We start from the raw sequence: 17,285 nt of genomic DNA, 5'->3' as shown, positions 1-17,285 counted from the left end.
AGTACCGTTCGGTAACGACCCCGCAACGCTGGGCCGAGGGGGGATCCCGGCAGTCAGTCGAGTCGATCGATGTCGTCTCGATGGTCGACGTCACGCACCACACCGGGATCGTCGGTCTCGACGAGAGCCGCATCGTCGCTGCCGACGATCAACTCCCGACCACCGGTATCGCCCTCGATCGCCGCGAGTGCGTCGAAGTGGGCCGCGTCGAACAGGGTGGGGTTGCCGCGCTTTCGGTCGTACGCCGCCGCGAGGATCGTGGCGTGGTCGGCTGCGTACGCTTTCAGTAGTCGCTCGATCGAGGCGGGATCGACGTGGGGCATATCCCCGAGTGCGAACACCGCCGCGTCCCAGTTGCGCTCGCGCGCAGCCACCACACCCGCATGGACCGACGTGCTCTGGCCTGCCTCGTAGTCGTCGTTCGTCACGACCCCGACGTTCAGCCCCGAGAGCGCCTCGCGGACCGCGCTCGCCTCGTGACCCACCACGACCACGACCTCGTCGACGGGACTCGCGAGCGCCGTCGCCGCCGCGCGCCGCACCAGGGCCTCGCCCTCGGTCTCGGCGAGGAGTTTGTTCTCGTCCCCGAACCGGCTGCTCGTTCCCGCGGCGAGTACGATACAACCGACTCGTTCGGAGGGCATCGACGCATTCGCGAGGTCGTTCGCTGTCACGGTCGGCAGTTCGATGGTCGAACTGGTCCCGCCGCTCGTAGTGTCGTCCGGTTGGTTCGTGTTGTCGGTCATTCGAATGCACCACGGAAGGGATGGCTCCGGACGCACATGAATCGTGGTGGGACACCAGGTGATCGAGTACCGACGGCCGGCGAACGGAGCCGCGACGCAGAGCCGAAACGAACGGACAGTAACGATCAGGAGAGCAGCGGCGTCCCGTCGGCACGTGGCCCCAGAACTGGGCCGACCGGGTTGGCGTCGGGATCGAGCCGTCGGCACTCCTCGTAGTCCATCGAGCGCTCAACCGGTACCCGGCCGATGGCCGAGATCATGTCGACGTAGTCGGCGAACGACCGGAACTCGCCGTAGCTTCCGCCGGCGCGCTTCGTGATTTCCTCGGAGAGGATCGTCCCCATGAAGTCGTCCGCGCCGCAGTTCAGGAGTTTCAGCCCCTTCTCGTCGCCGAACTTCACCCAGCTCGATTGGATGTGATCGACGTTGTCGAGAAACAATCGAGAAACGGCGATCAGGAGTTCGTCCTCGGCGTCGCTCGCGCCGCCCGAGACGATCCCGCGCTCGTACAGCGGTGTCTGCTGGTATATGAAGGAGAGGGGCACGAACTCGGTAATCGCACCGGTGCGGTCCTGGAGCCGACGGATGCGGTCGAGATGCAGCACGCGGTGGCGCTCGTTCTCGACATGGCCGTACATCATCGTCGCCGTGACGGGCAACCCCGCCGCGACCGCGCCCTCCATCGCCGCGATCCACTCCCCGGTGTCGATCTTGCCGGGACAGATGACGTCGCGCACCTCGTCGACGAGGATTTCGGCGGCTGTACCGGGGGCCGAGTCGAGGCCGGCGTCGGCGAGCCGGCGGTAGACGGTCTCGTAGCTCCGATCGGTACCTCGATTGGCGTGGTAAGCCTCCTCGGGCGTCATCGAGTGGAGGTGGACGCCCCCGACCGACATCGCCCGCATCTGTTCGATGTAGGTTCCAGGCGGCGTCTCGTACTGCTCGGGTGGTTTGTAGTTCACGTCGCTCGCCGGGTTGTCGAACGATCGGAGTATCTCGTGATGCTCGTCGTCGAGCGCAAGGCCCGGGTGCAGCCCCGAGACGGACGTCACTTCGGAGACGCCCCGATCGACGGCGTCGCGGACGACCTCGCGCGACTCGTCGAGGGTCTTCGTGAAGCCGGCGTGATCGACGTTAGAGTCGGACTCGAAGTTCGCAGCAGTATCTTTGAAGTTGCAGAACAGACAGCCGGTGTTGCATGCCGTGGTAACGTTGTTGTTCAGGTTCGCCACGAACGTGACTTCCTCGCCGACGACCTCAGCGCGACGGCGATCGGCAGCCTCCAGCACCCGCTCTTTTCGATCGGTATCGATACCATCGACGTCGGAGCCCGTCGTGATGAGCGCCACACCGTCTTCGACAGAAAGGCGCTCGCCGTCACGTGCCTTCGCGAGGGCGTTCTCGAACGCTTGGTCGGTCTCTGGCACGTGATCGAACTCGATCGTGTCGGGACTCCCTGACGCTGCACCGCTTGCGGGTTCGAGCATACACCAGCCAGTACGGCGCGCGTGATAAAGCTACGCTCGTGTCTGATTGTACGACCCACTACCGGGTGAACGGATGGAAATCGAGCGCAAGCAGAGGTGGTATACGTTGTTGCTGACCACCGCTTGTCTGGTCAAGAGCAGAGAGAGAGACTATGTCACTCCAAAACGTGGAGAAATCGCGGATACGCCTCAAAAAAATACGCACAGATCAACAATATCGATAACAAACAGTGAATCGCACAGCACCACAACGTAGTTTCCGAGAGAGTGTAATTAGAGCGTGAAAGGTTACTACTCTCGAATTCTAACCACATATTTCACCAAAGTCGAGAGATATCTCGTTCAAAAAGAAGAAGGAAGAAACAATCGATCGTCGATGACTAGCACAGCTAAAGATCGTTTTTGGGTTATCAGTTATGATCGAGAACGACCGACACGGAAGATCCGTGCTCGTTGATGTCAAAACAGAACGGCAGCGGGTGAGATGCTGGTTGCTACAAAACTGTCGCAGTCGGGATCGCGCTTACACGTTGATCAAAAACTGCAAATGCTCGGTACGGAAAGCCAAGGGCCGGATTTGAACCGGCGATGGGCGGCTCTGCAGGCCGCTGCGTTAGGCCGGACTCTGCCACCTTGGCATAGTTGATACTACTGAACTCGAAGGGATAACGGTAGCGGTTGCTACCGAGCGTTGTCACTCTTCGAGAAGTGATGAGTCGAGGCACCGAAACGGTGCCTCAGGTATGAATGGAAAGGCGGCGAACCACTAGTTGCGAGCCGTTGTAACGGAACGGTCTCGGGTTCCACCGGGACGGACCCAGCGTGTACTACCGATTGCGTTCCTGGGCTCGTACTTGGCCCCTCTTGCGAGGCAGTTTTCCCAGAGGCTCGCGCACTCCAGTACTCGCTGGAACGCTGGCGGGCTTATCTGCCGTGTTCGGGATGGGTACGGGAGTTTGCCCCGCCGCTATGGCCGCCTCAATGCCGATCCGCGGAATCGAACCGCGCGAAGCCGACGATCGGTGAGGCCAGCGTATGGCTATGGTACGTGCGATCCAGTTAGCGCCTGGACCCGTCCAGCAGGACGGATTCAATGCGTTATGACTGTGTGGCTCGGTCTGTTAGTGCTCGCGGGCTGAACGCCTCGTTGCCTCGGCGCGTACACCCCGAGTCTATCGAACTCGTCTTCTACGAGTGACCTCGGCGGTACCTCTTTTCCAGGTGGGTTTCGAGCTTAGATGCGTTCAGCTCTTACCCCGTGTTGCGTGGCTGCCCGGCACGTGCCCTCTCGGACAACCGGTACACCAGTGGCAACCAGTCGTAGTTCCTCTCGTACTATACGACCGTTCCCGTCAGGTACCATCACACCCCCAATAGATAGCAGCCGACCTGTCTCACGACGGTCTAAACCCAGCTCACGACCTCCTTTAATAGGCGAACAACCTCACCCTTGCCCGCTGCTGCACGGGCAGGATGGAGGGAACCGACATCGAGGTAGCAAGCCACTCGGTCGATATGTGCTCTTGCGAGTGACGACTCTGTTATCCCTAAGGTAGCTTTTCTGTCGTAAATGGCCCGCATCAAGCAGGCTCATCCGTTCGCTAGACCACGCTTTCGCGTCAGCGTTCTCGTGTTGGAGAGAACACTGTCAGACCACCGTTTGCTCTTACGCTCTTTTCCGGGTCTCCGACCCGGATGAGGTGATCTTTGGGCGGGCTCGATATTCTTTCAAGCCCGTACCGCCCCAGTCAAACTGCCCAGCTACCGGTGTCCTCCGCCAGGAGTAAGGGTCACAGTCACTAGTGGGTAGTATTTCAGTGGTGCCTCGGCGGCCCGCTAGCGCGGGTGCCTGCGTAACGGCTCCTACCTATCCTGCACACTAGCGACCGTGTCCCAGCGACAGCTTGCAGTAAAGCTCTATAGGGTCTTCGCTTCCCCTTGGGGGTCTCCAGACTCCGCACTGGAACGTACAGTTCACCGGGCCCGACGTTGGGACAGTGACGCTCTCATTCATCCATTCATGCGAGCCGCTACTGAAGCGGCAAGGTACTACGCTACCTTAAGAGGGTCATAGTTACCCCCGCCGTTGACGGGTCCTTCGCCTCATTGTACTGAGTGTTCAGATACCCGCACTGGGCAGGATTCAGTGACCGTACGAGTCCTTGCGGATTTGCGGTCACCTGTGTTGTTATTAGACAGTTGGAGCGTCCGAGTCGCTGCGACCTGCTCCGTTCCGGAGCAGGCATCCCTTATTGCGAACGTACGGGACTAACTTGCCGAATTCCCTAACGTCGGTTGTTCCCGACAGACCTTGGCTTTCGCCGCCACGGACACCTGTGTCGGATCTGGGTACGGTCAGCGTGCGCCTTTTCACGGGCTCTAGGTTGGATCGAGTTTCCCTGTTCTGCCGTTCGCCCGCTTCGTGCCATTACGGCTTCCACGAGTTTTGACAGTTCGACCGGGCGAGTGCCCGGCTCGATCGACCCCAAAGCGTCGGCATTGTTGCACGCAGGCACTGGAATGTTAACCAGTTTCCCGGTTCGTCCCCGTCGAATTGCGGGGGGACTAAGGACCGGCTAACCCTCAGTTGACGAACATTGCTGAGGAACCCTTGTCCGTTTGGCCGTCGAGATTCTCACCCGACTACCGCTGCTACTGTGGCCAGGATTGTCGTCACCGCTCGGTCCATACGAACTCTCGCCCGTACTTCCACCCGAACGGAGCGCCGACCTACTGGATCGTACCGTATTGGTACGCCGCTAGGTCTCGGTGGTGGACTTGAGCCCCGATCATTTTCGGCGCTCCAAACCTCGGCCGGTAAGCTGTTACGCTTTTCTTAGCGGGTAGCTGCTTCTAAGCTCACCTCCCGGCTGTCTATGGCTCGGAACCACCTTCGATCGCACTTAGTCCACACTTGGGGACCTCAACCAAGCTCTGGGTTGTCTCCCTCACGGTGCACAGGCTTACCCCGCACACCGGACTCCCTGCGTCTGCGGCGTTCGTAGGTTCGGAGTTCGACAGGAGGGCTGACTCCTCTCGGAGTCAGACCCTCCAATCGGTCGCTCTACCCCACGAACTACCTCGACAGAGGTCATGCTTCGACATGTTTCGGTCGGAACCAGCTGTTGCCGGACTCGATGGGCCTTTCACCCCTACACGACGGTCACGGGAGGGTATTGTAGGACACCATCCCTAACAGGCCTCCACGTGCCTTTCGGCACGCTTCACCTTGCCGGCGCGTAGATCGTCCGGATTCGGGTCGTGTCCGCCTGGCTCCCCGCGCTTGAACACGGCGGCCCTCGCAATGCTGCGGCCATGTCGGTTTCCCTACGCCTCCCCCGATACTCGGGTTAGACTCGCCGGGCAGACACACTCCCTGACTCGTTTTTCAAAACGCACGACGGAACACCGGCTCGTGTCGAGTCCTACTGCGGGGTCGCCCCCGGGTCGTTCGTCGACACGCCTTTCGTGCCCCGTCGTTCGATCGCCAACTGAGTTCAAGCCCTGTTGCACCTCCCTTCTTGGGGTGCTTTTCAGCGTTCGCTCACGCTACTTGTTCACTATCGGTCTCGAGTTGTGTTTAGTCTTGGCCGTCGATGCCGGCCACATTCACGAGGGAGATCCAACCCCCGATACTCTGGAGCTGACGCACACCGTACTGGCCCATGTTACGGGGTTGTCACCCTGTCTCACGCTTCGTTCCAGAAGACTTCACATGGACGATCCGGCGATGAGAGTCAGTCCGAACACCACATTGCCCGAAGGCTTCGGTTTGGACTGTGTCGCGTTCACTCGCGGTTACTGACGACATCCCGTTCGGTTTCTCTTCCTGTCCGTACTGAGATGTTTCAGTTCCGGACGTTCCCCATTGCGCGAAGCAATTGCGATGGAGATTCTCATTCGGAAATCCTGAGTTCTTCGCCTCCGTGCGGCTCCCTCAGGCTTATCGCAGCTTGGCACGTCCTTCGTCGGCACTCGAGCCGAGCTATCCACCAGTTGGCATAGTAGCCACGGTCGTCTACAGAATCCATGAACCCGCTGAACGGGTCCAGTGGACGCCTGGATCGCACGTACACACGGTCTCATCTACACGCCCAGGTGTGGAATGGTGCGTGTATTGACCCTTCCCACCCGCGCTCGCACGGGGTGGTGCATCGGTTCGGTCGGACTCGATCATACCACCGAGACCCACTTAAGGGCCGCGGTTCGGATCGAGTCGACGCATGGACCCACTGGGATTCGAACCCAGGGCATCCTCCTTGCAAAGGAGGCACTCTCCCACTGAGCTATGGGCCCGCCTTCCACGAAGGAAGGCTGGTCGGACAGACGTCAGCCCCGATAGTTCGTCGGTGCCCGGTCGGCACCACGAGTCGCCGTGTGCGAACCGTGTGTGGGTCGGGCCATCGGCCCGATCCCGTTCTGTAGGAGGTGATCCAGCCGCAGATTCCCCTACGGCTACCTTGTTACGACTTAAGCCCCCTTGCGAAGCCCAGATTCGATCGACGTTGCGTCGACCTCATCCGGACCTCACTCGGGTGCTTTGACGGGCGGTGTGTGCAAGGAGCAGGGACGTATTCACCGCACTCTTCTGAAATGCGATTACTACCGAATCCAGCTTCATGCGGGTGGGTTTCAACCCGCAATCCGAACTACGACCGAGGTTAGGAGATTAGCGTCCCCTCTCGGGGTAGCGTCCCACTGTCTCGGCCATTGTAGCCCGCGTGTAGCCCGGCACATTCGGGGCATACTGACCTACCGTTGCCCGTTCCTTCCTCCGCTTTGGCAGCGGCAGTCTCCCTAATGTACCCAACCACCACATGGGTGTTGCTGGCAATTAGGGATGCGGGTCTCGCTCGTTGCCTGACTTAACAGGACGCCTCACGGTACGAGCTGACGGCGGCCATGCACCTCCTCTCAATGGCTCAGGTAAGCTCATCACACTGACCGTCACTGCACATTGTCGGTGCCGGTGAGATGTCCGGCGTTGAGTCCAATTAAACCGCAGGCTCCTCCGGTTGTAGTGCTCCCCCGCCAATTCCTTTAAGTTTCATCCTTGCGGACGTACTTCCCAGGCGGCTCGCTTCTCGGCTTCCCTACGGCACAGCGCAGGCTCGTAGCCTGCGCCACACCTAGCGAGCATCGTTTACGGCTTGGACTACCCGGGTATCTAATCCGGTTCGAGACCCAAGCTTTCGTCCCTCACTGTCGGATCCGTCCTCCTGCGGCGCTTTCGCCACCGGCGGTCCGTCCGGGATTACAGGATTTCACTCCTACCCCGGACGTACCCCGCAGGTCCTCCGGTCCCAAGCCGACTGGTTTCCGCCGGACGCCCACCCGTTGAGCGGGTGGATTTCCCGACGGACCCGTTCGGCCAGCTACGGACGCTTTAGGCCCAATAAGAGTGGCTATCACTCGGGCTGCCGGTATTACCGCGGCGGCTGGCACCGGTCTTGCCCAGCCCTTATTCTGAGACCACCTTACGGTCACGAAAAGCGAGGACTGTATGCCCTCGCACTCGGGATCCCCTTATCGCACTGTCGTGCAGTGTAAAGGTTTCGCGTCTGCTGCGCCCCGTAGGGCCCGGACTCTTGTCTCAGAGTCCGTCTCCGGGTTCTTGCTCTCACAACCCGTACCGATTATCGGCACGGTGGGCCGTTACCCCACCGTCTACCTAATCGGCCGCAGTCACGTCCTCCGGCGGCGGACCATTTCCGGCTTTCTGTATTCCAACATGAAAGCAGTATCTAGGATTAGCCTCAGTTTCCCGAGGGTGTCCCGGTCCAGAGGGTAGTTTGACCACGTGTTACGGAGCTATTCGCCACGGGTCTGAGCCCGTGCGACTAGCATGACTGAATCGGATCCCGATAGCAATAGCCTCCGGCAGGATCAACCGGAATGTCCCGAGCACAAGGCTCGGGGGGTTTAGGCGGGAACACAAGGTGTTGTGTTCACCTATCGGGTTCGCACTCGGCGACACCGCGGACCGAACCGGGTGTCACCGAACTATCAGGGCTGACATCAGATCCCGTCTTGACGGCGGACCGCAGGGGCGGAATCCTCATTTCCTTCGGACTTCATCGTACACCGTTCGAGGGTATAAACCCTTCGAAGGGTGTCCGGGGCGAATCCAACTCGCCCCGGAAGCCCGCAGCGGAGACCGAGTTGAACGGCCTCCCGTGTCGTTCGCTTTCTGCATTCCATCCGAGTGCCCTGTACCACTTAAGGGCGTCGGATCGTCTTCGGGCCGGTGGTCGATTCCGACCGGCCGTTCGCATTCCATTCGAATCGCGGTTGACGGATAAACCCGTCGACTCAAGGCCGCTTTGTGCTCTGGTGACTCGGTTCCTGCGACCAGTTCTCGGAGAGAGTTCACTGACGGATTCCCAGAAAAAATTTCTGGTACCGAAACGATACTCCCGAGGATCTGGTGAGATCGTCCCAAGAGTCGGTAGTCAATGCGAGCGAGGGCTCGCATGTCGTGTGAGAAATCGAAGGACAGTGTCGCGCGGCTGGAGGCCGACTCCTCATCCCACGCGTGCGCGTCCGGTCGAGTCGGGTGTCTGGCCGCGCACTCGCTTCTCGTGCCGCCGGCTGAAACCTGTACGGATTTCGTCGCGTGACGCCCTCAGAGCGCCTCGAGGTGTTCGATCCCCTGTTTCGAGACGTTGGCCTCGGTGATGGTGTCCGGCATCCAGTCGGGTTTGTCCGACGGGGCCTCCTCGTTCCACGCCCATCCCTCGTAGATGTGGACCTTGTGTGTCCCCTTCTCTCGGAGCCGGAGCTCCTCGCGGCTCGCATTCTCCTCCCCGTCGGCAGCGTCAAGCCGCCGGGCAGCCTTGAGCGCCGCCTGGCGTGGTGTGCGCCCCGAGAAAACGCTCGTTTCGTCGTCGCCGTCCCCGCGGAGCGCGAAGTTTCGCTTGTCGTCCGTATCTCGTGCCATGGTTTTTGCCACTCCGTGCTGAACCAGCACATGGCACACTATAAATATATCCCTGCGACGGGGGTCGATTTCGGTAGGAGTGGGTGTCGTTGGGGTGAGTCGTTTCGTGATTCACATGAACGACCACACGACGACGAAATCTCCGGACATTCGTCGTGGGTCTGCCCAGCAGTATATACGGCCGCGATCCGGATACCCGTCTATACAGGTGAGCGGCGGTCGTCGGACCGTAAGGTTAAGTGTATCCTGTATCGAACGACGGGATAAGACACCGGGATGGTACGGAAAAAGAAGCTCAGTCCCAGCGGGGCGAAGGACGAGAACGGCGAATACCACAACGTCCATGTCAACCTCCACGAGGACGAACTGGCGGTCGCGGGGATGGCGATCGGCGACGAAGTGTTCGTTCGGGTGCGGGAGGACAAGATCATCATCCAGAAGGCCGATCAGGACGAGGTCGAACACGACTTCTAAACCACGGGCCGACGACTGCTCGACCTGAAGCGCACCATGGGAGTCTACGATATTTGTAAGCCGCTGTTGTTCCGCCTGCCAGCCGAATCCGCACACAGCACCGTCCACAGACTGCTCGAAACCGCCCAACACACCCCGATCGAGCCGGCACTCGCCGCGCGCTACACCGTCGACGACGATCGGCTCACCACCACCGAATTCGGCCTCGACTTTCCGAATCCGATCGGTGTCGCCGCCGGCTTCGACAAGAACGCCGAGGTCCCGCGCGCGCTCGGCCAGCTCGGCTTCGGCCACGTCGAGGTCGGCGGTGTCACTGCCGAGGCGCAGGACGGCAACCCGCGTCCGCGGCTCTTCCGGCTGGCCGAGGACGGCGCGCTCGTCAATCGGATGGGGTTCAACAACCACGGTGCCGACCGCATCGGCGATCGGCTCTCGCGCGCACGCGCGAACGTTCCAGTCGGCGTCAACATCGGGAAGTCGAAAGCGACGCCGCTCGAAGCGGCCGCCGCGGACTACCGATACTCCTACGAACGCTGTGCCGCGGGCGAGTACTTCGTGGTAAACGTGTCGAGCCCGAACACGCCAGGCCTCCGCGATCTCCAGCACCGCGATCATCTCGAACATATCTTCGGGACCCTCCAAGACGCTGGCGCGGATCCGCTTCTCGTGAAGCTCTCGCCCGACCTCACCGACGATGCCGTCGAGGAAGCGCTTGCAGTGGTCGACGAGATGGACCTCGATGGTGTAATCGCGACGAACACCACGACCGAGCGGCCAGCGTCGCTCCGAAGCCCGAACCGCGTCGAGGAAGGAGGTCTGTCGGGAAAGCCGCTCGAAGCGCGCGCGACGCGAGCCGTTGCGTTCGTCGCCGAGCGGACCGACGTGCCGGTGATCGGCGTTGGCGGCGTGTCGAGCGCGGCGGGAGCCTATCGGAAGCTCCGCGCGGGCGCGTCGCTGGTGCAGCTCTACACCGGACTCATCTACCAGGGGCCGTCGCTCGCGCGCGACATCAATCGTGGACTGCTCGAACTACTGGAGCGCGACGGGTTCGGCAGCGTCGACGAAGCAGTCGGGGCCGATCTCGAATAACGAGGGTTACCGGAGCGCGTCGGCTCGGAACTCGAACGCCGCCACGGGCAGTTCGAGACCGTGCTCGACCAACACTTCAGGATGGAGTTCGCCGACGATTCCCACCTGTTTGCCGTCGAGCACCACGCTCGCGGCGCGACCGTCGATGAACGAGGCGTGCTCGGTTGGGGATGTTTCGAGGGACACATCGAACGCGCGCGCGAGCGCGCTCACCCTCCCCTTCGCGTCCTCGTAGGAGGCGTCGGTCCGCGCGAGCACGCCGGCGACGTGACGCTCCTCGGTGACGTTGGTGTTTTCAGTATCGTCAACATGTGCGGCGAGCCCGACTTCGGCGAGGTCCTGGGGATAGCGTCGGTGGGTGTTGTTCTCCAGAACCATCACGAGCGAGGGCAGCGCCCAGGTCCGAACCATCCCGTACTCCTGGCTGTACGGCTCCGCGATGGTGGTGGGTTCGGCCGCGCCGAACGCTTCGTCGTCCGGGGAGAGACCCATCCGATCGAAGTTTTCGGTCTCGCCGATGAGGTGGAAATCGAGCAGGTCCTCGAACCCGAGTCCCACGAGGGTGTCCCGGATGGCGCGCTCGTGGCGCGAACGCTCGTGACGACCGCCGACAGTGCTCACGTCGGGATACTCCGGCTCCAGTTCGTTGAACCCGTACGCGCGACCGATGTCGTCGATCACGTCGACCGGGTGGAGTACGTCCACGCGGTAGGGCGGGATCGACACGTCGTAGACCCGATCCGCGTCGTTTTCGCCGTCCCCACTGCCATTGTCCGACGTCTCGGCGTCGAGGCCCGATCGTTCGAGGAGATCCACCACCTCGCGCTCGTCGAGCGAGACGCCGAGCGAGCGTTCGATCCGTTCGTGGGCCACGGTCTTCTCGGAAAGGGCGAAGTCGGGGCGGTTGAGGGTGCGATCGGGATATTCGACGTTCACGCGCTCGACCGTCGCACCGCGGGCGTCGAGCGCGTAGCAGATGATAGCGCACATCCGGTCGATGGTCCACTGGTCGGTCCCCGTGAGTTCGACGAACAGCTCCCGACTCTCGGTGTTCACCTCGGTCCGCCGACCGTTGATGACGGGCGGGAACGAGAACAGCCCGAGATCGTCGTAGATCGCGGGATAGCGCTCGTACTCGGCGATCAGGTCGGCGTAGGTCTCGCCGGTCGGATGCTCGGTGAGCACTTCGGCGGGCGTGAGTTCGGCGTGACTGTCGAGCGGGACGAAGCTGTCCTCGTCGGGTTCGATCCCCCGGTAGGTGATCGAGTTGTCCGCGTCGTCCGCGCGGGACTGACCTTTCACCATTGTGAGGTCGTGGATCCCGATGGCACCCTTCGCGCGCCCGCGGCCCATCGTGGCGTGGAGTTTCTCCTGGAGCTGGATCAGCGAGTCGAGCCCCGCCTCGTCGAGGTCGAGCCCCCTGATCACCGCACCGGTGACGTACGGCCGTTCGTCGGGCGTCGAGGGATCGACCTCGATCGTCCAGTCGGCGTCGTTGATCCGGGGGACGTACACACCCCTATCGTCGCCGTACTGGTATCGCAGGGAGCGCGCGATCCCCTCGACCGAGAGGCGATCCAGCCGATCGGCCTCGAATTCGAGCTGCATGAGCCCCTCGTCGGTTTCGCCCTCGTATTCGAGACCGAGCTCGAACAGGTCCGCACGGAGTTCCCCGTCGCTTTTCTCGTCGTGACCGGTGAACCGCCGGAGCTCGTCGGGATCGACGTCGACGACGGCCATCAGTACACCACCTCCGCGTTCCGGAGGAAGTCGAGGTCCACCAGCGTGCCGTGGACATCTCTGATGTCCTCGAACCCGTGGGTGAGCATCAGGAGGCGTTCGAGGGCGAGCCCCCACGCCATCACGTCACAGTCGACGCCGAGCGGTTCGAGCATCTCCGGCCGAAAGAGTCCCGAATTGCCGATTTCGACGATTTCGCCCGTCACGGGATGTTCGCCGAACAGCTCGAAGCTCGGCTCGGTGTAGGGGTTGTAGGTCGGTTTGAACTCCAGGTCGGTGATCCCGAACTGCTCGTAGAACTCCGTGAAAGTCCCCATCAGGTCCCGCACCGACAGGTTCTCGGCCATCACCAATCCCTCGATCTGGAAGAACTCGAGGAGGTGGGTCGCATCGAGGGTGTCGTTGCGGTACACTTTCTCCACGCTGAAGAACCGCTGTGGCGGCTCCAACTCGCCGACTTCGAGCCCCGAGAGGTAGCGGGCCGACAGCGACGTGGTATGACCCCGGAGCGCGAGCTTCCGCGCGAACGACTCGTCCCACGGCGAGTGATAGCCCTCGCCGTCGTCGACGCCGTCGCGATGGGCCGCGCGAACGCGCTCGACCAGGTCCGCGGGCAGGTCGTCGATTTCGGTTGGCTGCTCCATCTCGAAGCGCCCCCAATGGGTTCTAGCGGGGTGGTCCTGGGGCATGAACAGGCAGTCGTTGATCCAGAAGTCGGCGTCGACGTGCGGCCCATCCATCTCCTCGAACCCCATCCCGACGAGCACGTCCTTCACTCGCTCGGCCGTCCGCCGAAGGACGTGAATCCGTCCACCATGAGCCTGCTCGGCGTCGGCCTCGACGTTGTACTCGGCGAATTCGACGTCGCGCCACTCGCCGGTAGTGAGGAGTTCGGGCGTCACCTCGCCAACGGTGTCGGCGGTTTCGACCCCCTCCATCAGTGCGGTGATGCCGTCGTCGGTGAGCCACACCTCTCGGTAGGTGTCCTCGTGACGGTTGATTAGATTTCGACTCCCGAGTCGGTCGAGCACCGCCTCGTCCGCGATCGATTCGCCGTCGGCGAGCGCGGCGAGCACGCGGCGCTCGGGGTCGTCGTCCGGATCGGCGTCCGGATCGGCGGTGATCGTTCCGCTTTCGACCGAGCCGTACCCCTTTCGGGCGTAGTTCGAGAGCGCGATGTCGACCTGCGGGCCGTCGAGGTCCGCCGCGTCGATCGCGCTCCCGAGATCGGTCTCGGTGCCGGCCTCCCGAACAACTCTGAAGAGTTCGGTCTCGGGGAGGCCGTTTTCGAGATACTGCCGGCCTTCATCTGTGAGCGTCGCCGAGGTCTCGACGCGTTCGGTAACGCCGACGAGACCCTCCTCTTCGAGGGCGAACGCCGCACCGGCGACGGTCGCGGGTTCGAGGTCGGCCGTCTCGGCAAGGTGATCCATCGGCTGTGCGTCGTTCGCGCTCGCGGCTTCGAGCACCGCGACCTGTGCTGCGGGGAGTTTCATGATGTGGAGTGTACCGAGGGTCGTTCAACTAACGGTTCCGATGCCGACCGAGCGGGTTCGCCCGCAACCACCGCGGACTCCACCGCCCGTTAGCTCGCGAAGAAAAAGCGAACGCCGAACCGCCGAGCCGCAGTCGATGGCCGGTCTCCAGGGCGTCCGACGCGAGGTTCGGCTGCCATGTCACGTGGTGACGGGTTCTCCGGCAAAAGTCTTCCGGGTCGGGAGAACGCGGGCCACGGCCGATCAGTCCCGGTCGACTCCACAGAAGAGCTAACAAGTGCGAGTGCGACCCGACAAACGACAGATGGCCCCGAAACGTCTCTCCCGGGCACAGGCGGACGAGGCAGAGATCGAGAACCAGCATGCGGTCGTGACGTCCACGACAGCGATGGATCGCGAGCGTGACGACGAGATCGAGGCGGCGCTCGACGCCGACCGCGAGATGCTCGTCGAGAACGTCGGCGACGAGCCGCCGGGCGATGTGACCGATGCTGACGCGTGGGACGACGCCATCGAGCGGCTCGCGGCGACGGGTAAGGACCATCTCGCCGAGACGATGGCGTCGAAGGTCGAGGCGCTCCGTGAGCGGACCGAGCGATCGTACCCGTCGTTGCTCCGGCTCCGCTTCCGACCCGAGGAGCCGTTCGAGTTCGTTCCGGGCCAATATGTGAGAATCAGCTACGAAGAGGAGGCACCGCGGGTCTACTCGATCGCGAGTTCGCCGAACCGTGAGGAGCTCGAACTCTGTATCCGACGTGTTCCCGGCGGGGAACTCACGCCCGACCTCTGTGATCGCACCGTCGAGGGCGACGACATCTTCGTTCGCGGCCCCTACGGCGACGAGTTCATGCTCCAGGACCCCTCCGAGCGCGACCTCGTGTTCGTCGCAACCGGGACCGGCGCGGCCCCGTTCAAGAGCATGATCGACTACACCTTCGAGGAAGGCCTCGACGAGTGCGAGGGCGAGAAACGCGACGTCTGGCTGTTCCTCGGCTCGTCGTGGAAGGACGATCTTCCCTACCGCGAGGCGTTTCTCGACCTCGCCGCCGAGCACGACAACTTCCATCCAGTCATGACGTGCAGCCGGGAGGAGTATATGGGCAACTGGGACGGTGAGACCGAATACGTCCAGCACACCCTCCTGAAATATCTCGATCCCGACTGCGTCGACACCGACACACTGCCGCCCGACACCACGGAGTTCGTCGGCAGCGAGCCTACCGAAGACATCGACGCGCGGATCGACCCGACGAACGCCGAGGTGTACGTCTGCGGTATCGGCGCAATGTGCAGCAGCGTCCGGGAAGTGATCGAACCGCTCGGCGTCCCGGACCTCTACTACGAGGAAGAGAGCTACGGGTGAGATTCATCGAAAAGCCGTCCCACGGTTGCAGTGGCGCGCGGGAGCACGCCGGAGGCGTGCGACTCGCGCGAGGGATGAGTGAGCGACCGTAGGGAGCGAGCGAATCGGTTGGGGAGGTACGTGGCCTGCGGTTCTCATTTGTGCCGGATTAGGTTGCGACGAGTCGGCCGTAATCACCAGACCCGGTAACGAGGTCGCATGGAAATCGATTCGACCGACGGTGAAGAGCGCCGATTTCGGTTCTCGATGGCCGCTATGCTCGTTCAGTGTCGAGGTCGATATCGAGTCCGTCGAGGACCTCTTCGGCCTCCGCGCGTTTCTCCTGATGGTCTTCGAGGAACTCAGCCATCAGTTCGGCGGCCTGTTCCTTGCACCCACCACAGAGGCGCTCACCGCCGGTACACTCCTCGTACACGCGAGTGGCGAACTCGTCGTCGTCCGCAGCGAGGAGATAGGCGTAGAGCTCGTAGACCGGACACTCGTCGGCCTCGCCGCCGAGTTCGCGCTGGAGTTCGGCCGTCTCGCGTCCGCCCGTCGTCGCGGATTTCACCTTGTCGTAGCCCGTCTCGGGATCGTCGAGCAGGCTGATGTGACTCGCCGGGATCGACGAGGACATCTTTCCTCCGGTGAGTCCGGTCATGAACCGATGGTAGATCGACGACGGTGCGAGGAAGCCGTAACCGCCGTGGTCGAGTTCGACCTCGCGCGCGAGGTCGTCGGCCGCGTCGAGCGCGAGATCGAAGCTGTCGATGTGTTCGTCGTAGACGCGTTTCTCGCCGTCGATAGCCTCGATGAGCGCCGAAAACGCCTCATCGGTCGCGTTGCGATCGAGGAATCGTGTCCGAGGCCTGAGCGGCTCCTTGCCGGCGGCGCGGAGCTTCTCGATGGCGCTCTCGCGAGTGGTGTCATCCGAAGCACCATCGTCGGCGTCGGCCTCGGCCTGATCCGCAAGCCAGTCGGCGGCCTCAATACACCGGACAGGCTCCGCGTCGTCCTCGGTCCCAGGTTCAGGGTCCGATGAGAGTGCCTCGTAGGCCGCAGCGATGAGGTGGCGTTCCTCAGGATCGGCCTCGAAGCTCGCGTACGCCGCCGTCACCCCGAAAAACCGCATCCGCGCCGCGAGGTCGCGTGCGAGACGAACGTGGGGGTCCTGGTCCGGACCGACCGGGATCACTGTGGGTTTCGGCTCGTCGAGTTGGGGATAGAGGATGTCCGCCATCTGGGTCACGACCGACTGCATGTGCGAGACGTCGGTCTCGCCGCCGAACCCGTAGATGCTTTCGAGCTCCGAGAGGTTGGTCTCGACGCCGAGTTCGAAGGCGAGATCCTGGAGCTGCCGGTTGTCTGACTGGCGGTAGAGCTCGCCCTCCTCGGGATCGAACCCGAGCGCGATGAGCGAGAGGAGGTAATCGCGGGCGTGTTCGTCGATCTCGTCCCAGTCGAGCCCGCGTGCGCTGTGGGCTTCGAGATCGGCGATCAGTCCATAACTGTCCGCGCCGCGTTCCTGGTGCCAGACCAGTTCGTCGAACACCAGCTTGTGGCCGATGTGCGGATCGCCGGTCGGCATGAACCCGGAAAGCGCGGCAGCAGGCTCGTCCGCATCGAGCGCCGCCAGCACGCGGTCGTAATCGCGGTGACCGAAGATGACCCCGCGACGCATTAGGTAGTGTGGAGCCGGCACGTTCGGGAGCACGTCGTCGAACTCCTCGATTCCGAACTCCTCGAACAGGTTTCGATAATCGGCGACCGTCGAGGAACCCCACGGGTCGAGCGTCGTCTCGTCGGCTCCGGTGGCGGTCCCGCCGTCGGAACGAAGTTCCGATGGGTTCGTCACAGTCCGACGGGACTCACGGTCGTCGCTTCGAGAGCGCTCGCCCTCGTCCGACACCGAGCGCTCAGGCGAGGCGTCGTCCCCGCCGCGGTGATCGTCGGCCATTTCGTCTCGGGATC

9 protein-coding genes, 2 tRNA genes and 3 rRNA genes are annotated in these 17,285 nt (G+C 62.5%); 3 read left to right on the top strand and 11 right to left on the bottom strand.

Annotated features, from left to right (window positions below):
* Window positions 1–53 precede the first annotated feature (53 nt).
* The 8 genes from C449_RS14245 to C449_RS14210 all read right to left on the bottom strand — a co-directional run bounded on the left by C449_RS14245 (window position 54) and on the right by C449_RS14210 (window position 9,173).
* Complete coding sequence (locus C449_RS14245) at window positions 54–746, bottom strand: nucleotidyltransferase family protein (protein WP_006078738.1); 693 nt, start codon at window positions 744–746, stop codon at window positions 54–56.
* 125 nt (window positions 747–871) lie between these two features.
* A complete protein-coding gene (gene cofH / locus C449_RS14240) occupies window positions 872–2,233 on the bottom strand; it encodes a 7,8-didemethyl-8-hydroxy-5-deazariboflavin synthase subunit CofH (protein ID WP_006078737.1) in 1,362 nt (453 codons plus the stop codon).
* Window positions 2,234–2,795: 562 nt separating this feature from the next.
* Window positions 2,796–2,871 (bottom strand) — tRNA-Cys (locus C449_RS14235).
* A 228-nt stretch (window positions 2,872–3,099) separates the two neighbouring features.
* Window positions 3,100–3,214, bottom strand: a 5S ribosomal RNA gene (rrf, locus tag C449_RS14230).
* A 122-nt stretch (window positions 3,215–3,336) separates the two neighbouring features.
* Window positions 3,337–6,250, bottom strand: a 23S ribosomal RNA gene (locus C449_RS14225).
* A 207-nt stretch (window positions 6,251–6,457) separates the two neighbouring features.
* Window positions 6,458–6,529 (bottom strand) — tRNA-Ala (locus tag C449_RS14220).
* Window positions 6,530–6,656: 127 nt separating this feature from the next.
* A 16S ribosomal RNA gene (locus C449_RS14215) occupies window positions 6,657–8,130 on the bottom strand.
* The 16S, 23S and 5S rRNA genes sit together here with 2 tRNA genes alongside, the layout of an rRNA operon.
* 728 nt (window positions 8,131–8,858) lie before the next feature.
* Window positions 8,859–9,173: a non-histone chromosomal MC1 family protein gene (locus C449_RS14210; RefSeq protein WP_006078736.1), complete on the bottom strand. Its 315-nt coding sequence runs from the start codon at window positions 9,171–9,173 to the stop codon at window positions 8,859–8,861.
* A gap of 276 nt (window positions 9,174–9,449) precedes the next feature.
* On the opposite strand from C449_RS14210, the gene C449_RS14205 reads away from it, so the two are divergent.
* On the top strand, window positions 9,450–9,647 hold the full coding sequence (locus C449_RS14205) for a hypothetical protein (protein ID WP_005044921.1): 198 nt from the start codon (window positions 9,450–9,452) through the stop codon (window positions 9,645–9,647).
* Window positions 9,648–9,683: 36 nt separating this feature from the next.
* Window positions 9,684–10,736 (top strand): quinone-dependent dihydroorotate dehydrogenase, encoded by a 1,053-nt coding sequence (locus C449_RS14200; protein ID WP_006078735.1) that lies wholly within the window; start codon window positions 9,684–9,686, stop codon window positions 10,734–10,736.
* Between the two features lie 6 nt (window positions 10,737–10,742).
* Here C449_RS14200 and pheT read toward each other — a convergent pair whose 3' ends face one another.
* Together pheT and pheS are read right to left on the bottom strand one after the other, a co-directional pair.
* Window positions 10,743–12,476 carry a phenylalanine--tRNA ligase subunit beta gene (pheT, locus tag C449_RS14195; protein WP_006078734.1) on the bottom strand — a complete coding sequence of 578 codons (1,734 nt, stop codon included), beginning with the start codon at window positions 12,474–12,476 and terminating at the stop codon, window positions 10,743–10,745.
* On the bottom strand, window positions 12,476–13,972 hold the full coding sequence (gene pheS, locus C449_RS14190) for a phenylalanine--tRNA ligase subunit alpha (RefSeq protein WP_006078733.1): 1,497 nt from the start codon (window positions 13,970–13,972) through the stop codon (window positions 12,476–12,478). The genes pheT and pheS overlap by 1 nt, the downstream gene beginning before the upstream one ends.
* A gap of 304 nt (window positions 13,973–14,276) precedes the next feature.
* Between pheS and C449_RS14185 the strand changes: the two genes are divergently transcribed.
* Window positions 14,277–15,335: an FAD-binding oxidoreductase gene (locus tag C449_RS14185; RefSeq protein ID WP_006078732.1), complete on the top strand. Its 1,059-nt coding sequence runs from the start codon at window positions 14,277–14,279 to the stop codon at window positions 15,333–15,335.
* Between the two features lie 253 nt (window positions 15,336–15,588).
* Here C449_RS14185 and C449_RS14180 read toward each other — a convergent pair whose 3' ends face one another.
* Window positions 15,589–17,271 carry a tryptophan--tRNA ligase gene (locus tag C449_RS14180; protein ID WP_006078731.1) on the bottom strand — a complete coding sequence of 561 codons (1,683 nt, stop codon included), beginning with the start codon at window positions 17,269–17,271 and terminating at the stop codon, window positions 15,589–15,591.
* Window positions 17,272–17,285: the final 14 nt, after the last annotated feature.

Source organism: Halococcus saccharolyticus DSM 5350, from assembly GCF_000336915.1.
GTDB lineage: Archaea > Halobacteriota > Halobacteria > Halobacteriales > Halococcaceae > Halococcus > Halococcus saccharolyticus.
The sequence above is the reverse complement of the archived record's forward strand: the minus strand, read 5'-3'. Positions and strand labels throughout refer to the sequence as shown.